This window comes from Flavobacterium sp. CLA17, assembly GCF_013112255.2.
In the GTDB taxonomy this organism is placed as follows: domain Bacteria; phylum Bacteroidota; class Bacteroidia; order Flavobacteriales; family Flavobacteriaceae; genus Flavobacterium; species Flavobacterium circumlabens.
In genome coordinates this window covers 275783-291613 of the sequence record NZ_CP068294.1, presented here as the reverse complement: position 1 = coordinate 291613, position 15831 = coordinate 275783, and the positions used below count along the sequence as shown (strand labels likewise).

Genomic DNA, 15831 nt, shown 5'->3' with positions numbered 1-15831 from the left:
ATAAGCTTTGCGAAATACGATCCATTCCCTAAAAAAAGGCGAGAAAGCCATTATCAAAGATTTTGATATCGAACTTATTCCTCTTAAATTATTAGAAATGGGTTGCCTTCCGGGCAGTATGGTTGAATTACTTCAAATTGCTCCTTTTGGAGACCCTTTGTATTTGGACATTAATGGTTCTCATGTTGCCATTCGTATAGAAACTGCTCGTGAAATTGAAGTTGAACTTATCAAAACCAATTTGTAATGAGTGTTGAAAATATTAATGTTGCGCTTATCGGAAATCCAAATACAGGAAAAACTTCCGTATTCAATCAGCTTACCGGACTTAACCAGCAAGTAGGGAATTATCCCGGAATAACGGTTGAGAAGAAAATAGGTTTTTGTAAACTGCCTCATGGTATAAAAGCCAATATTTTAGATTTACCGGGAACATACAGCCTGAACGCCAGTTCCATGGATGAAAGCGTGGTAATTGAACTGCTGCTGAACAAAAATGACAAATTATATCCGGACGTCGCAGTCGTTGTGACGGATGTAGAAAATCTGAAAAGAAACTTACTCATTTACACACAAATAAAAGACCTGGAAATTCCAACGATTTTAGTCATTAATATGGCGGATCGCATGGAAACAAAAGGAATTACTTTAGATATTCCGCTTTTGGAAGAAAAACTAAAAACCAAAATTGCCCTGATCAGTTCAAGAAAAGGGACCGGAATTGAAGACCTGAAAAACCTGATCGTTTCGTATAAAACCCTTCAGCATGAATCCTGTCTGAATGCTTTGGAAATTGATCCTGAATATTTTAGCGGTTTACAAAAATTGTTTCCAAACCAATTGCTGTACAAATTATGGCTGGTTATCACGCAGGATGTCAATTTTTCTAATTTAGACCGAAATGAAATTCGAAATGCCTTTACCAAGTCACATCCGGAATTAAAACGTTTACAGCAAAAAGAAACCATAAAACGGTACCAGTTCATCAACAATGTTTTAAAAGACGGATTGAAAATAGATGCCACAATGGCAAAAGATTTCAGGGCAAAACTGGACCGCGTTTTAACACACAAAGTCTGGGGATATGTCATTTTCACAGGAATTCTGTTTCTTATTTTCCAGTCAATTTTTAGCTGGTCTACCATCCCGATGGATTTTATTGACAGCACTTTTGCCTCTTTAAGCAGCTGGGTTGCTCAGGAATTGCCCAGTGGTATTTTAACCGATTTACTTTCTCAGGGAATTATTCCGGGAATTGGCGGGGTTATAATTTTCATTCCGCAAATTGCCTTTTTATTTCTGTTTATTTCTATTCTGGAAGAAAGCGGTTATATGAGCCGTGTGGTTTTCCTTATGGATAAAATCATGCGCAAATTCGGGCTTTCCGGAAAAAGTGTCGTGCCTTTGATTTCAGGAACAGCCTGTGCGATTCCGGCGATTATGGCAACCCGAAATATCGAAAACTGGAAAGAACGCCTCATCACCATTTTGGTAACTCCGTTTACCACCTGCTCTGCACGATTGCCTGTTTATGCGATTATTATTTCACTGGTGATTCCAAGCAGACGTGTTCTGGGAATTTTAAATCTTCAGGGACTCACGCTAATGTTCTTGTATATTTTAGGATTCGGAACAGCTATTTTATCTGCTTATATTTTAAATAAAGTTCTAAAATTAGACAGCAAAACCTATTTCGTAGTTGAAATGCCAAGTTATAAATTACCTCTTTTCAAGAATGTTGGAATCAATGTTATCGAAAAAACCAAAGCCTTTATCGTTGGTGCAGGTAAAATCATTTTAGCCATATCTGTTATTTTGTGGTTTTTGGCTTCGTACGGTCCCGGAAAGGATTTTAATGAAGCGGAAGCCATTGTGAAAGAAAGAACAGCAGAAAAACACTTAAATAAGCTTCAGTTTGAAAATGAAGTCGCTTCTCAGAAATTGGAGAATTCCTACATCGGAATTATGGGCAGGGCAATCGAGCCTGCAATTGCCCCTTTGGGTTACGACTGGAAAATCGGAATTGCACTGATCAGCTCTTTTGCTGCCCGCGAGGTTTTTGTGGGAACGCTGGCAACCATTTACAGTGTAGGAGACAGTGATAATGAAGCCACCATAAAAAGCAAAATGCAACAGGAAGTAGATCCGGCAACGGGTTCAAAGATTTTTAATTTTGCTACGGGGATTTCATTGCTCCTGTTTTACGCTTTCGCCATGCAATGCGCCAGTACGCTTGCCATTACCAAAAAAGAAACAAACTCCTGGAAGTGGCCAGCCATGCAATTGGTTTTCATGAGTGGCCTTGCTTATTTTGTAGCTTTAATAGCGTATCAAATTCTAAAATAAAAATCATGATACAGGAAATCATCGCCTTTGCCATATTAGCTTTTGCTGTTGCCTTTTTGATTAAGAAATTCTTTTGGAAATCTAAAAAGAAGAAGGACTGTGGTGATGGTGGAAGTTGCGGATGTAGCTAATTTTTGAGGTTCAAAGAGGCAAAGGTTCAGAGGGGCAAAGGTTTTTTTTGGAGGTGCTAAGATGCTGAGTTGCTAAGGTTCTGAGAATTTTAGGGCTGTCGCTCCTGGAAAACTATAACTCAATACTGTGACTGAACACTGTAACTGAACACTGTAACTGAACACTGAGACTAAAAAACTACTTCACTCCCTCCCATTCCGCATAGAACTGTGAAAGAAAAAGCTTCATAAAACGATGTCTTTCGGCTGCGATTTCTTTTCCGGTTTCGGTATTCATTTTATCTTTTAAGAGTAGGAGCTTTTCGTAAAAATGATTTATCGTCGGGGCATTATTCTTTTTGTACTCTTCCTTTGTCATATTGGTAACGGGCTCAATTCCCGGATTGTACAATGCTCTGTTTTTAAAGCCTCCGTAGTTGAAAGCTCTTGCCACTCCGATAGCTCCGATCGCATCTAAACGATCTGCATCCTGAACAATATCCAATTCAATTGAGGAAAATTTCTTTTCAAAATTACCGCCTTTATAAGAGATGTTTTCTATGATGTTTACGACGTGAGCAATCACATCTTCTGAAACATTTTCACCTTCCAGAAATAAACGTGCGGTTTTTGGACCGATCGTTTCATCTCCGTTATGGAATTTGCTGTCGGCAATATCATGAAGCAAAGCACCTAATTCAACCACTGTTAAATCACAGTCCGTATTTTTGGCAATCAACAGCGCATTTTTATGCACACGTTCAATGTGAAACCAATCATGTCCGCCCTCTGCATCTTCTAATTTTTCTTTTACAAATTGAATTGTTCTCTTTATTAAGTCTGTAGTATTCATAAATATTTAGATGCTTTTAAGGTCATTCCTTTTACGGATTTACAAATGAACATTGTTGCATTAACCAACATTCCCAAACCCATTTTATTGAAAAATGTTGATTATCAAAGTTTTATAAACTCCGATAATCAACATCAATTTTATTATTTATCTAATGCAATAAAGTTGCTTTAAGTTAAATTTTCAATTAAAAAGCTGAAATTACAATCTCGCCGGTTCTACCCATTTGAAAATATGAGATTCCTGTGGAATCACTAATCGCTCAGAAATTCTGGCCATACGTCCCGGTAATTTCATTAAGTAGTCACGAGCTTTTTCTGCTTCATCCGTTAAATTGGTGATTTTATCAACCTCCCATTTATCGATTAACTTCTGCATGATATCAACATAATCGTTTGCTGTATAAACACCAATACGTTGTGCTGAATCTGAAAACTGCTCAAAAGCAGAACTGATCTTCTGACCTGATTCTCTTAAGAAATGCGCCGGCATAACTATTTTTTGTTTCATCATGTATTGAAAGGCCAACATCATTTCGCTAGGATCAACCGCGAAAATACGCGTTACAAATTCACTGTACGCATGATGATGACGCATTTCGTCACCTGCAATCATTTTACACATTTTAGACAATTTGTTATCACCAAATTTCTTCGCCATCTGGGCTACTCTGTTGTGTGATACATATGTTGCTAATTCCTGAAAACTGGTATACACAAAGTTTTTGTAAGGATCAGATCCGGTTCCGATGTCAAAACCGTCGTTGATTAAATGCTGTGTAGTCATTTCGATTTCACGCATGTTCACACGACCGGACAAATACAAGTACTTGTTTAATAAATCACCGTGACGGTTTTCTTCTCCGGTCCATTGACGGATCCATTTCGACCAGCCATTTCCGCCATTTTCTATCTGATTTATTCCTTCTACATCCATTAACCAGGATTCATAGGTAGGCAAAGCTTCTTCGGTGATCGTGTCACCTACAAGCGTTACCCAGAAATCATACGGCAATTCTTTAGCAATTTCACGTAATTCTCTAACCTCCTCAAAGAAATTATCTCCTTCAGAATTAGGCAGAAAATCAGACGGCTGCCAAATTTTTTCCACTGGAATTAAATACTGTTCAACGAAGCTATCTACGTTTTTTTCCAAAAACTGCATTACTTCTAATCTAATGTTTTTTATAGACATTACTTATTTTAGATTTGGGATTTAAGTTTTTGCTTTCACAAAACGAAAATCTATTTATATTCATTTATTCCTTCTACAACTGCCTTTTCTGTAATTGCCATTAAATCGGCAAAATCATAATCTTTTACGGCTAAAGCTTTATGAACGGTAAAGGTAAGGCGATTTCCTAAACCAACAGGGAACATTCCGTATCGTACCATTTTCCATGAATTGTTGATGCTTACCGGAACAACATAGGCTGATGGTGCATATTTACACAAGATTTTCAAACCGCTCTGCGCAAATTCTTTTGGCTTTCCGGTTTTGCTGCGGGTACCTTCCGGAAAAATAACAGCCGATCTTGTGTTTTTTTCGATATACTCAGACAGGCCTTTTATTACGGGAATGGCTTGTTTTGGATCTTTTCGGTTAATCAGCACTGAACCTCCATGGCGTAAATTGAATGACACACTCGGAATTCCGCTTCCTAACTCTTTCTTACTTACAAATTTACAATGAAAACGTCTAAAGTACCAAATCATTGCTACGATATCGTACATACTTTGATGATTAGATACGAAAATCAAGGGAACTCCGACAGGAATAGTCTCTCTGTTTTCAATTTTATACGTCGTTCCTACTAAATTGGTACATCTCAAAAGAAAAAAATTCAAATAGTCAACGCTCTTTTTATGCGCCTGATAACCAAAAACTTTTATGCAGATCCATTGTATTGGATGAAAAACCAATAAACATAAACTAAAACATAAATAGTAAATTACGGATATGGGATACGAAATTATCTTTTGCATGCTTAAAAAAATTAAAGGCCAAAAGTAATAAATATATTTTTTAGCGGTATTAAAATTAAAAACAATAACCGTTTTTATGGTTTAATTGTACCTTTGTCCTTTAAAATTGCAACTTTTTTCTGAATTAATGAACTTTACCTACCCAAAAAACGAACGCCTCAAAAGCAAAACAACAATTGGTTTACTCTTTTCCGAAGGAAAATCAGTTTCTAAGTATCCGCTGCGTTTGGTTTACCGTGCCGGAGAAGAAGGATCTGAGGAAAAAATTAAGGTCGGGGTTTCGGTTTCTAAAAAATACTTCAAAAAAGCAGTTGATCGCAATTACTTCAAACGGGTCTTAAGAGAAACCTATCGTCTGAATAAAAATCTGCTTTGGGATACTCTTGAAGGTCCTTATTCTTTTATGCTTTTTTATCAAAGTAAAGACCGGTTGTCTTACGATGAAATCAACAGCAAAACCATTCAGTTGTTTGAGAAATTTCTCCTACAGGTAAACAAAACGAACGATTCTGAAAATAAAACTGAATTATAAGCTATAAAATACAACTTTATTTATCAGATTAGATAAAAAATTATAAAAAAATTGTAGTTTTAGCTCTAAATTGAAATTTTATGCGACCTATTTTATATTTATTCCTTTTTGCATTGCTTTTTTCAGGCTGCAGTAAACAGGCAGATACCGGGAACCCTGTCTATAAAGATGAAATTGCTGCTATAACAATGTCAGCACCGTCTCCTTCCTCGCCTGATGAAGAAAAAGCCATTCCACAAAAAATAATTAAATATGCGAGCCTGAAATTTGAAACGAATGATATAGAAGAGACCTTCCAGAAAATTCAAAACGCTGTTAAGCAAAGCCATGCCACGATACAGTCTGACTCTGAAGGAAAAAATGACTATTCGCTTTACAGAAACATAACCGTTCGCGTTCCAAGTCAGAATTTTGATGTTTTTTTACAATCGATTTCAAAAGGCGTTTCTTATTTCGACCAGAAAGATATCTCAACTGAAGATGTTACGGAACAATATATTGACCTGGATTCGAGATTAAAAACAAAACAAAAGCTCGAAGAGCGTTACATTGAAATTTTAAAAAAAGCCACCAAAATAAGTGAAATATTAGAAATCGAAAAGCAGATTTCTACGATTCGCGAAGAAATTGAATCCAAACAAGGTCAGTTGAAATACCTGGAAAGCCGCGTTTCCGAAAGCAGGATTTCCATCGAATTTTACAAACCTATTGCGGAAAAGCAAAGCATTAAAATTTCCTACGGCTCCAAAATACTGACCGCCATACAATCCGGATTTTTTGAATTGTCCGGTTTATTCATCTGGATTATTAGTGTCTGGCCGTTCCTTATACTATTCGGCGTAATTGCCTTTTACATTAGAAGAAGATTTAAAAGAAAAAAAATATAACCCATGTATCCTTATTTCAAAAAGAAATTCATCATTCCTGCTGTTGCGGCCGGATTTTTATTTATCGGAACCAGTTTCAAAGACGACTTTTTTGAAATAGCCAAGCAGATTGAAATTTTCACCACTTTATTCAAAGCCGTAAATACCAATTATGTAGACGAAACGAATCCCGGGGATTTGATGGATAAGGCCATAAAAAGCATGTTGGGAAGTTTAGATCCGTACACGGTTTACTTTAACGAACAGGATGTCGTGAACTTCAAAATCAATAATACGGGAGAATATACCGGAATCGGTGCCATGATTGCCCGAAAAAAAGACCGTCTGATTGTTCGTGAACCGTATAAAAATTATCCTGCTGATAAAGCCGGACTGAAAGCGGGTGACGAAATTATCCAGATTGGAGATGTTTTGATTGCTGATTTTAAAGATGATGCCTCCCAATTATTAAAGGGAACAAAAAACACTAAAATCACGATCAAATACCTGCGTCAGGGAAAACCTTACACTACTGAACTTGTTTTGGACGAGGTGGATATTAAGTCTGTTCCTTTTTTTGGAAAAATAGATGACAAAACCGGTTATATCGTTTTAGCGCATTTTAGCAGAAAAGCTTCCGCGGAAGTAAAAAGCGCCCTGGAGAAACTAAAAGCAGACGGTGCCAAACAGATTGTTCTTGATTTACGAGGAAATCCGGGAGGTTTGCTAAACGAAGCCATTGATATTTGTAATTTGTTTGTTCCCAAAAACGAAGTTATAGTGACCACTAAATCGAGGATCGAAAAACATAATAATACCTACAAAACCCAAAACGAACCTATTGATACTGAGATTCCTTTAGCGATATTGGTCAACGGAAGAAGTGCTTCTGCATCCGAAATTGTTTCAGGAGCTTTACAGGATTTAGATCGTGCTGTCATTCTCGGAAGCCGCAGTTTTGGAAAAGGTCTGGTACAACGTTCTGTCGATCTTACTTACGGAACGCAGTTAAAAGTAACCATTTCACGTTATTACACGCCGTCGGGCCGTTGTATTCAGGCTTTGGATTATGCGCACAAGGACAAAAATGGTGTAGCTCAGAAAACAGATGCTAAAAACTTCAATGCTTTTAAAACCCGAAAAGGAAGAACTGTTTATGACGGTGGCGGTGTTTTACCGGACATTGAACTGGAAGAAACCAAAATGAGCCCGATTACGAATGCGTTGTTAAAAAACGACGGAATTTTTGATTATGCCACCTCTTACTATTACAAGAATCCTAATTTAGGCGATAAAATCCCAGTACTTACAGAAGCGGATTATACTGCTTTTAAACAATATCTGAAAACGAACAAAATTTCTTTTGATACTGAAACTGAAATAGCCCTGAAAAATACGCTGGCTGCCGCCAAAAGTGAAAAAATAGACGAAACGATAGCACCTGAATACCAGCAGTTATTAAATGCTCTTGAAAAAAGTGAAACTACACTACTGGATAAAAACCAAAAGGAAATTAAAAACCTGATTCAGGAGGAACTTATCAAAAGGTACCAGTATCAGGAAGGTTTGTATCAATTTTATATTAAAAACAATTCAGAAATTAAAAAAGCGGTAAACGTTTTGAATAATCAGGCTGAGTATAAAACGATTTTAAAAATGTAAAAATGAAAATTTATAAAGTTCTGTTTCTTTTCTTTATTTTCAACTTGTCAGCACAACAGAAACCCGTTGAAACGATTTATTTTGATTTCGACAAGTTCAGTCTTAGGGACGAGCAAGCAAATATTATAAGCAACTTTATAAAAACAATTGATACCTCAAAAGTAGAGTCCATACAAATTTACGGCTATTGTGATGATCGCGGAACTGACGAATACAATTTCAGGCTGTCGAAAAACCGCGTGAATACTATTCAGGAATTATTGCTGTTGCGTGGTTTTAACCAGAGCAAAATAGTGATTCTGGAAGGAAAAGGCCGTGTGATCATAAAATCGGATACTATAGAAAATCTTCACGAAACCCGCTCCCAAAACCGGCGCGTGGACTTAATTGTCGTCAAACGGAACAGTTTTGGAAAAGGAATCCACAACTCTTTTAAAAACAAACTAAAAGTCGGCGATAAAATTTATCTGGACAATATTTTATTTGACTTCGGAAGCTCCAGACTCACTCATAATTCCAAAAAAGAATTAGACAAAATTGCCAAAATCCTTCAGGATAAAAATACACTGGAGTTTGAAATCCGCGGCCATGTCTGCTGCACTCCCGAAATTTACAGTGACGCCATTGACAAAGCTACCAAAGAAAGAAGACTTTCGTGGAATCGCGCCAAAACCGTTTTTATGTATTTAATGGACAGGAAAATCTCCAAAAGCAGAATGACTTTTCAGGGTTGCGGCAATAAATACCCACTGGGACAAGGCGATAAGTTAGACAGACGTGTCGAGTTTTTTATCACCCAAATTTAAATTAACCGCGCTGCATCTCAATATGCGGAATATCATCTTCCAGGTACATTTCACTGGTCTGGACAAAACCGTGGCTTTCGTAGAATTTCTTCAAATATAACTGGGCACCAATCGTGATTTTGTCTTTACAAAAATTAGATTTTATCCCGGCGATAGCTTCCCGCATCAGATCGTGTCCCCACTTTTTATCGCGATAATTAGCATCTACTACCACTCTCCCGATGGAAGCATGATCGAAACTGATTCCAGCATCAAACAAACGCGAATAGGCAACAATCTTCCCGTCGTATTCACCAATCAGGTGCAAAGCAAGTTTGTCTTTGCCATCAAGGTCCAGATAAACGCAATTTTGCTCTACTACAAAGATCTCACTTCTTACTTTGAGCAAATCATATAACTCATGTACTGTTAATGCCTCAAAAGGCTTTATTTTCCATTTTAATTCCATCAGACTTTCTTTTATTCTATTACTTTTTTTATTTCAAACATAAAGAAATTATTTCATTGAAAGTTCTGAAAAATCTAAATTAACTTTAAAATGATTTCTCAAGAATGCTGAAACGTTTACAAAAACAAAAATCCCGATTACAGCAGTAGTCGGGATTTATATGAGATTTTAAAAAAGTCTTTTTATTTTTTCTTCATGATAATCTCCATGCTTTTATATTCCGCACCATTTTTGACGTCAAACATTTCCATTTTGCGGGTTGTAGCATCAACAATGGTATAAATTTCCCTGTAGGGTGTTTTTTTACCGTTTAACGGATTAACCATCTCGCCCTTAAATTCGGTACTTTTACTTTTCTCATCATACTTACCTGTGGCAACCAGTATACCGGTTCCCATATTATCGATAAATGTGGTTGTAAATTCTTTACTGGCGTTATTATAGGCCAATGTGCTTTTACCTTCAAAAGGCTGTCCCATCATGGTTCCTGAATAATTGGATTCCTGATAACGGCCACCGAGTATCATTTTGATAATTGCTGTAGAACTTGCTTTTTCGGGCTTAGCATTGGCTTCCGCCCAAAAAGTCATATCGCAGTTCCATGTTCCGGTTTCGTCAGCCATCATTTTATGCGGACTTCCCGGCGTGGCATATGCTATCCATGCTTTCATTTGTGCTGCAGAATCCAAAGGTTGTTCTGCTACAGGTTCTTCGGTTGTACTGCTGTCTGTAACTTTAATATTTTCTGTTTCTGTTTTTATATCCTTTTTACAAGAAGAAAAACAAAATACTAATATTGATAATGTCATTAATAGCTTTTTCATAATTGCCTGATTTAAAGTTTATTAAAACAAAAGTAACAAAAAAAATAATAAATCTATCTCTTCTCTACTTTAACCGATTTTATGATGGCTTCCAGTTCCAACATTAAATCCCGTTCCTGATACGATGGAGAATAACAGAATCCTTCAATAACCAAAATTCGGTTATAAGCTTCATCAATAATGGCATAATTAATAAAAGGGCCTGTCATGAAATCGTTTTTCAATTCCCAGGTTCCTTTGGTCTCGAAGGTTTTTTTTCCGTTTAATTCCGTAATCGAAAAATATGGTGCATAGGCTTCACCGGTAATCATTTGCGTATTGGGTTCACGTCCTTTTATATAGCGTCCCACGGAATCCCTCATGCGAACGATGCTTTCTACAACATTAGCTCCCTGTTTGAGTTTTTGCAGGGGTATCTGATAAATAAGCAGACTGGTATTCCCGCTAATAATTTCTTTTTTCAGCCAGATGAAGTTCTTTTTGTGAAGCATGTATTCATAACCTGACGGAATCTGTAAATTGATATGGAATTTGTTTTTAATAACAGCCGGATTCAGTAATGATTTACTATTGTCCTGCTGAATCTTTTCAATTTCAGCATCGTGAATTACTTTAATAATCTGAGCTGAATTAAACTCTATGCTGCAAATAATATCATCTACAGATTTGGCATAAATTCGAAAAGTATTGTGTGGCAGTGATTTAGAATTGTGTTTGATTTCAAACTTGTCCGCTGTTGTTTTTTTGACCACAATAATACTGCGGCTGTCGGTAACAAATCCTTCCAGAAGTTTGGCGGGATACTGGTTGATGGTAAACAAAGGTTCTTCCTGTGTAAGGCCGAGAACGGGGGAGGCAAATTTATTTCGAATACTGTCACCTACTTCGCCATACCATAACTGGTCGTCTATAATGATCGAAATGGTATTTGTTTTGCCGGATACGGGCTGCGCCTGCTTTTCGTTTTTAAAACAAGAAACAAATAAGCAGGAAAGCAGAAGGCATAAAAAATGGGTTTTATTCATTTTTTTAATTTATGAAATAAAACCCAAATTTAGTTAAGATTTTTTTTATTATCCGTTTATTTTAAGTTTCATTCCCGGTTTTAAATCATCATCTTTAATTCCATTCCATTTTTTGATATCTGAAATTGTAACTCCCGGATATTTTTTAGAAATGCTGTATAATGAATCTCCTTTTTTAACGTAATAATCTTCGCCCAGGTTTTTAGCTGACACTCCTTTTTTCTTAAATGCTTCAATTGAAGTCGAAGCAATGGCAGTAGTTTCAGTGGTTGTTTCTTCAACAGCAGAACTGGTTTTAGCCACTAATAAAGTTTTTCCTGAACCAATAGTATTTGAGGTAAGATTATTTAACTCTTTTAATTCAGCAATAGTCATACCGAATTTTTTAGCGATACTGCCCAGATTATCTCCGGCTGCAACACTGTATTCCTGAGACGGTGCAGCAGTTTTTTCTTTATTGTCTGCAGCTGCAATCGCTTCTTCAGGAGCTTTTTTATCAATTAATGGTGCTTTTAGCTCTTTTGGATTTTTAATAATCAAATCATTAGACTTAATTTTTATTGTTTTACCAAGAGCAAGTGAGTTGGTTTTCAGATTGTTCCATTTCTTTAAGTCAAGAATAGAAACATCATATTTATCTGCAATTGTACCTAAATTATCTCCTTTACGAACTTTGTAAAACTGAATGTCTCCGGCATTTTTTTCAAGTTTAGCTTTTGCTTTAGGCGAAACTTTCAAAGCAAGCTGTCTAGGAAGTCCTTTATATTCAGATTGATGTTTTACGTAAGCGTAAATTTTATCTTCATTGGAAACAAAAGCAGCGATCTTATCTTTTGGTAAACGCAGATAGTGTGCTTCGCTTTGATAAAAAGGAACAACGTTTAATTTATAAGAAGGATTTAAAAGTTGAATTTGTGATTGTGGCATGTCTAACAAATCAGCAATTTGTTTGAATGACATTTGGGATTTAACCTGAACGGTGTCAGTTTCGAAATTCTTAACGACCGCTCTTTCCGGATTGATTCCGTGTTCTTTATGGTATTCAAAAAGATACATTGTTGCTAAAAAAGCAGGAACGTAACCCTGAGTTTCTTTTGGAAGATGGTTTCGAATGTCCCAGTATTTTGTTTTTCCACCTGAGCGGCGAATGGCTTTGGTTACATTTCCCGGACCTGAATTATAGGACGCTAAAACAAGTTCCCAATCTCCAAAAATGCTAAACATTTTGGTCATGTATTGTGAACAGGCTGCTGTAGCTTTCAGAGGATCACTTCGTTCGTCTATGTACGAATCGATTTTAAGAGCGTATTGTTTTCCGGTTCCGTACATAAATTGCCAGAGACCGGTGGCGCCCATTTTAGAAACTGCTTTAGGATTTAAAGCAGATTCTACAACGGCTAAATATTTAATTTCAAGAGGAACGTTTTGTTTTGCAAAGGCGTCCTCAAAAATTGGAAAATAATATTCTGATAAAGACATTAATCGGGAGAACGATTTTTTTCGATTCTTAAGAAACGACTTTATAATGTTCTCAAGGCCCTGATTGTATTCAATTTCAAAGGGTGATTTCTCATTCATCGCCTGGAGACGCTGTTTCAGCAACTCAGTTGGCAGTTCTTCATCTACAGAAACATCTGAATTGATGGTTTGAATGTCTTTCGTTAAATCATCGTAGATGTCTAAGCTTACTAATTCATTCATCCAGAGACTGTCTACACGCGTAGCCATATTGTCCTTTTTAAAAGAATTCTTTACTGAATCCAGGTACGAAATTTTTACTTCGGGTTTAATCTGAACATCTGAATTTGCAACATCTTGTGCAAAAGCAGCGATCGAGAAAAAAGCCGAAACCACTAAGGAAATTTTTCTTACAATCATATAACATTTTATTAAAATCCTATAATTCAAACAATTAGAAGGATTGTATTTTTACAAACTTAAGGCCTTTGTAGAAGAAAAATATCAAAAAAAATGTTAATTGTGATATTTAGTCTAAAATCGCAGCGATTCCAGGCAGTACTTTTCCTTCTAACATTTCAAGCATAGCACCTCCACCAGTGGAGACATAACTCATTTTATCTTCGAAGCCAAATTGCTTCACTGCAGCAACAGAATCACCTCCTCCAACTAATGAAAAAGCGCCGTTTTCTGTGGCTTCAGCAATATAATCACCAAGAGCAATTGTTCCTTTAGCGAATGATTCCATTTCGAAAACTCCTAATGGGCCATTCCATAAAATGGTTTTAGAATCTAGGATTACTTTCTTGAAATTTTCCAAAGATTTTGGACCTGCATCAAGACCTTGCCATCCGTCAGGAATTTCTCTCACATCCAAAATTTTGGTATTGGCTGTATTCGAAAAAGCATCAGCTGCCACAACATCAACAGGAATATGAACCTGTACTCCTTTTTCTTTGGCTAATCTTAAAATCTCAAGTGCCAGTTCCTGCTTATCATCTTCACAGATCGATTCTCCAATTTTACCACCCTGAGCTTTAATGAATGTAAAAGTCATACCGCCTCCGATGATCATGTGATCTACTTTGTCAAGAATATTTTCGATAACTGTAATTTTAGAAGATACTTTAGATCCTCCTAAAATTGCCGTTACCGGTTTTTCACTATTTTTAAGTACTTTATTTAAACTTTCTATTTCTTTTGACAATAATGTTCCGAAACATTTTTCAGTTGGGAAAAATTGTGCAATAATAGTGGTAGAAGCATGTGCTCTGTGCGCCGTTCCGAAAGCGTCGTTTACGTAGATGTCTCCAAGTGAAGCCAATTCTTTTGCAAAAGCAACATCTCCTGTTTCTTCTTCAGCATGAAAACGTAAATTTTCCAATAATAAAACTTCTCCGGGTTTAAGATCTTTCGCTGCAGTCTGAGCTGGTTCTCCAACAGAATCTGTAGCAAATTTAACTTCTACTCCTAATATTTCCGAAGCCGTTTTTAAAATATGTTTTAATGAATATTTCTCTTCAACTCCTTTTGGTCTTCCTAAATGCGACATTAAAATAACACTTCCTCCTTGTGCCAGAATAGCATCAATTGTTGGTTTAGCGGCTTCGATACGAGTAGCATCCGTTACCTTAAAATTTTCATCCAGTGGCACATTAAAGTCAACACGGATAATTGCTTTTTTATTTTTAAAATCGAAATCGTTTAAAGTTTTCATTTGATAAATTTTTAATTTTTTTGAAAGAATAACAAATATAGAACTTTTAGAGTAGTATTAAATTCGGAAAAAGCAAAAATAACCGATCAATAACAACGAAAACGTTGTAAATTATGAAAAAAAACAAATTAATGGCAAAAATATGAAAAGGTTTTATTCTCTTTTAATAATAAAAGCTTACCGTATCAATCAACAGTAAGCTTTTATTATAAAGGATTTATTAATCGTGAACCGGGCTTTGTGTACAAGGACAGTTACTGATTGAGCCTAAGAAATCGAATCCGATCGTTATAGAGTGCGTACCTGTATTATAGCTGCCAAGATCGTTGAACATTATCTGGTAGGAATAGGCGAAGTAAAATTTAGACTTCATAAATCCTGCCATTGGTCCTACAGATAATGGTTTTGGAAACTGGTCATTTAGGAAACGGTAGGAAACACCCACCCAGTAGTAATCTTCGTAACGATTGTAACGTCTGTACTTGAAGTTGAAATCGGTTGTTGAACGCTGATCACTTGCAAAATACTGATAGAAGAGTGATGGCTCGTATTCGATACGGCTGTTTTCTCCATCTTTAAAAACATATCCGGTATATACCTGATAATTAGAAAGCAATTCCGGTTCTATTCCTTTGAATTTATCTGTATTTTTCTTCAAAACGTTATTCGCATTAAAACTTATGTAAAAGTTTCTGTTACGATACAGGGCACTAATATCGAAGTTATTGTTTGAATTGTTACGATCCCCCAACAAAGCCGGGTTTAGCGTCACAGGTTCATTTGAATTATTCGTAAAATTCTCGGTTAAAATTCGAAACGTATTAAAGTTGTACGAAATACCTAATGAAAGATATTGTTTTGTACTATAGTCCAAAATAAGGTGGTGTGCAAATGAAACTTTGGCACCCGTCTGTCTTGTATTACCATTACTGTCATTGTACAGGGATATACCGACTCCGGAACGATCCAGCACACGAAAATCAGCGTATACTGACTGGTTATCCGGTGCATCTTTAATTCCGACCCACTGCGTTAAACCATTGGCTCTAATTCGGAGATTATCGCCAATACCAGCGTAGGCAGGTGAAAGAATAAAAGGATTATCAGCTAAATATTGCGTAAACACCGGTAGGTTTAGCTCTTGGCTGTAACTTGTTGTTACAGCCATGAGTACTAAGGATAAAATAAATTTTTTCATT

At 36.4% G+C, this 15831-nt stretch carries 16 protein-coding genes; 7 read left to right on the top strand and 9 right to left on the bottom strand.

Annotation, left to right across the window (positions count from 1 at the left end; genetic code table 11):
* Positions 1 to 7 precede the first annotated feature (7 nt).
* The 3 genes from HAV12_RS01205 to HAV12_RS01195 are packed head-to-tail and all read left to right on the top strand — an operon-like array spanning position 8 to position 2477.
* Positions 8 to 247: a FeoA family protein gene (locus HAV12_RS01205; protein ID WP_132032923.1), complete on the top strand. Its 240-nt coding sequence runs from the start codon at positions 8 to 10 to the stop codon at positions 245 to 247.
* The gene (feoB, locus tag HAV12_RS01200; protein WP_132032921.1) at positions 247 to 2346 is read left to right on the top strand and encodes a ferrous iron transport protein B; all 2100 of its coding nucleotides are present in this window, start codon (positions 247 to 249) and stop codon (positions 2344 to 2346) included. Before HAV12_RS01205 ends, feoB begins: the two co-directional genes overlap by 1 nt.
* A gap of 5 nt (positions 2347 to 2351) precedes the next feature.
* Entirely contained in the window at positions 2352 to 2477 is a 126-nt protein-coding gene (locus HAV12_RS01195) for a FeoB-associated Cys-rich membrane protein (protein WP_370528474.1), read from the top strand.
* A gap of 178 nt (positions 2478 to 2655) precedes the next feature.
* On the opposite strand, the gene HAV12_RS01190 is transcribed toward HAV12_RS01195, so the two are convergent.
* From HAV12_RS01190 to HAV12_RS01180, 3 genes are all read right to left on the bottom strand, one after another.
* Entirely contained in the window at positions 2656 to 3309 is a 654-nt protein-coding gene (locus tag HAV12_RS01190) for an HD domain-containing protein (RefSeq protein ID WP_171568117.1), read from the bottom strand.
* A 201-nt stretch (positions 3310 to 3510) separates the two neighbouring features.
* On the bottom strand, positions 3511 to 4503 hold the full coding sequence (locus tag HAV12_RS01185; RefSeq protein WP_171568116.1) for an acyl-ACP desaturase: 993 nt from the start codon (positions 4501 to 4503) through the stop codon (positions 3511 to 3513).
* Positions 4504 to 4553: 50 nt separating this feature from the next.
* The gene (locus tag HAV12_RS01180) at positions 4554 to 5294 is read right to left on the bottom strand and encodes a 1-acyl-sn-glycerol-3-phosphate acyltransferase (protein WP_171568115.1); all 741 of its coding nucleotides are present in this window, start codon (positions 5292 to 5294) and stop codon (positions 4554 to 4556) included.
* 127 nt (positions 5295 to 5421) lie between these two features.
* On the opposite strand from HAV12_RS01180, the gene rnpA reads away from it, so the two are divergent.
* From rnpA to HAV12_RS01160, 4 genes are all read left to right on the top strand, one after another.
* Positions 5422 to 5826: a ribonuclease P protein component gene (gene rnpA, locus HAV12_RS01175; RefSeq protein WP_171568114.1), complete on the top strand. Its 405-nt coding sequence runs from the start codon at positions 5422 to 5424 to the stop codon at positions 5824 to 5826.
* An 80-nt stretch (positions 5827 to 5906) separates the two neighbouring features.
* On the top strand, positions 5907 to 6713 hold the full coding sequence (locus tag HAV12_RS01170) for a DUF4349 domain-containing protein (RefSeq protein ID WP_171568113.1): 807 nt from the start codon (positions 5907 to 5909) through the stop codon (positions 6711 to 6713).
* A 3-nt stretch (positions 6714 to 6716) separates the two neighbouring features.
* Positions 6717 to 8354: a S41 family peptidase gene (locus HAV12_RS01165; protein WP_171568112.1), complete on the top strand. Its 1638-nt coding sequence runs from the start codon at positions 6717 to 6719 to the stop codon at positions 8352 to 8354.
* Between the two features lie 2 nt (positions 8355 to 8356).
* Positions 8357 to 9160: an OmpA family protein gene (locus tag HAV12_RS01160; protein WP_171568111.1), complete on the top strand. Its 804-nt coding sequence runs from the start codon at positions 8357 to 8359 to the stop codon at positions 9158 to 9160.
* Position 9161: 1 nt separating this feature from the next.
* On the opposite strand, the gene HAV12_RS01155 is transcribed toward HAV12_RS01160, so the two are convergent.
* The 6 genes from HAV12_RS01155 to HAV12_RS01130 all read right to left on the bottom strand — a co-directional run bounded on the left by HAV12_RS01155 (position 9162) and on the right by HAV12_RS01130 (position 15830).
* Positions 9162 to 9608, bottom strand: a complete 447-nt coding sequence (locus HAV12_RS01155) for a GNAT family N-acetyltransferase (RefSeq protein WP_171568110.1) — start codon at positions 9606 to 9608, stop codon at positions 9162 to 9164.
* 182 nt (positions 9609 to 9790) lie between these two features.
* Positions 9791 to 10432, bottom strand: coding sequence for a DUF1579 domain-containing protein (locus HAV12_RS01150; RefSeq protein WP_171568109.1), 642 nt, complete (start codon positions 10430 to 10432; stop codon positions 9791 to 9793).
* Positions 10433 to 10485: 53 nt separating this feature from the next.
* Positions 10486 to 11457: a DUF4837 family protein gene (locus HAV12_RS01145; RefSeq protein WP_171568108.1), complete on the bottom strand. Its 972-nt coding sequence runs from the start codon at positions 11455 to 11457 to the stop codon at positions 10486 to 10488.
* Positions 11458 to 11505: 48 nt separating this feature from the next.
* The gene (locus HAV12_RS01140) at positions 11506 to 13335 is read right to left on the bottom strand and encodes a LysM peptidoglycan-binding domain-containing protein (protein WP_171568107.1); all 1830 of its coding nucleotides are present in this window, start codon (positions 13333 to 13335) and stop codon (positions 11506 to 11508) included.
* Between the two features lie 109 nt (positions 13336 to 13444).
* Positions 13445 to 14632, bottom strand: a complete 1188-nt coding sequence (gene pgk / locus HAV12_RS01135; protein WP_171568106.1) for a phosphoglycerate kinase — start codon at positions 14630 to 14632, stop codon at positions 13445 to 13447.
* A gap of 220 nt (positions 14633 to 14852) precedes the next feature.
* Positions 14853 to 15830, bottom strand: coding sequence for a type IX secretion system membrane protein PorP/SprF (locus HAV12_RS01130; protein ID WP_240345214.1), 978 nt, complete (start codon positions 15828 to 15830; stop codon positions 14853 to 14855).
* Between the last annotated feature and the right edge of the window lies 1 nt (position 15831).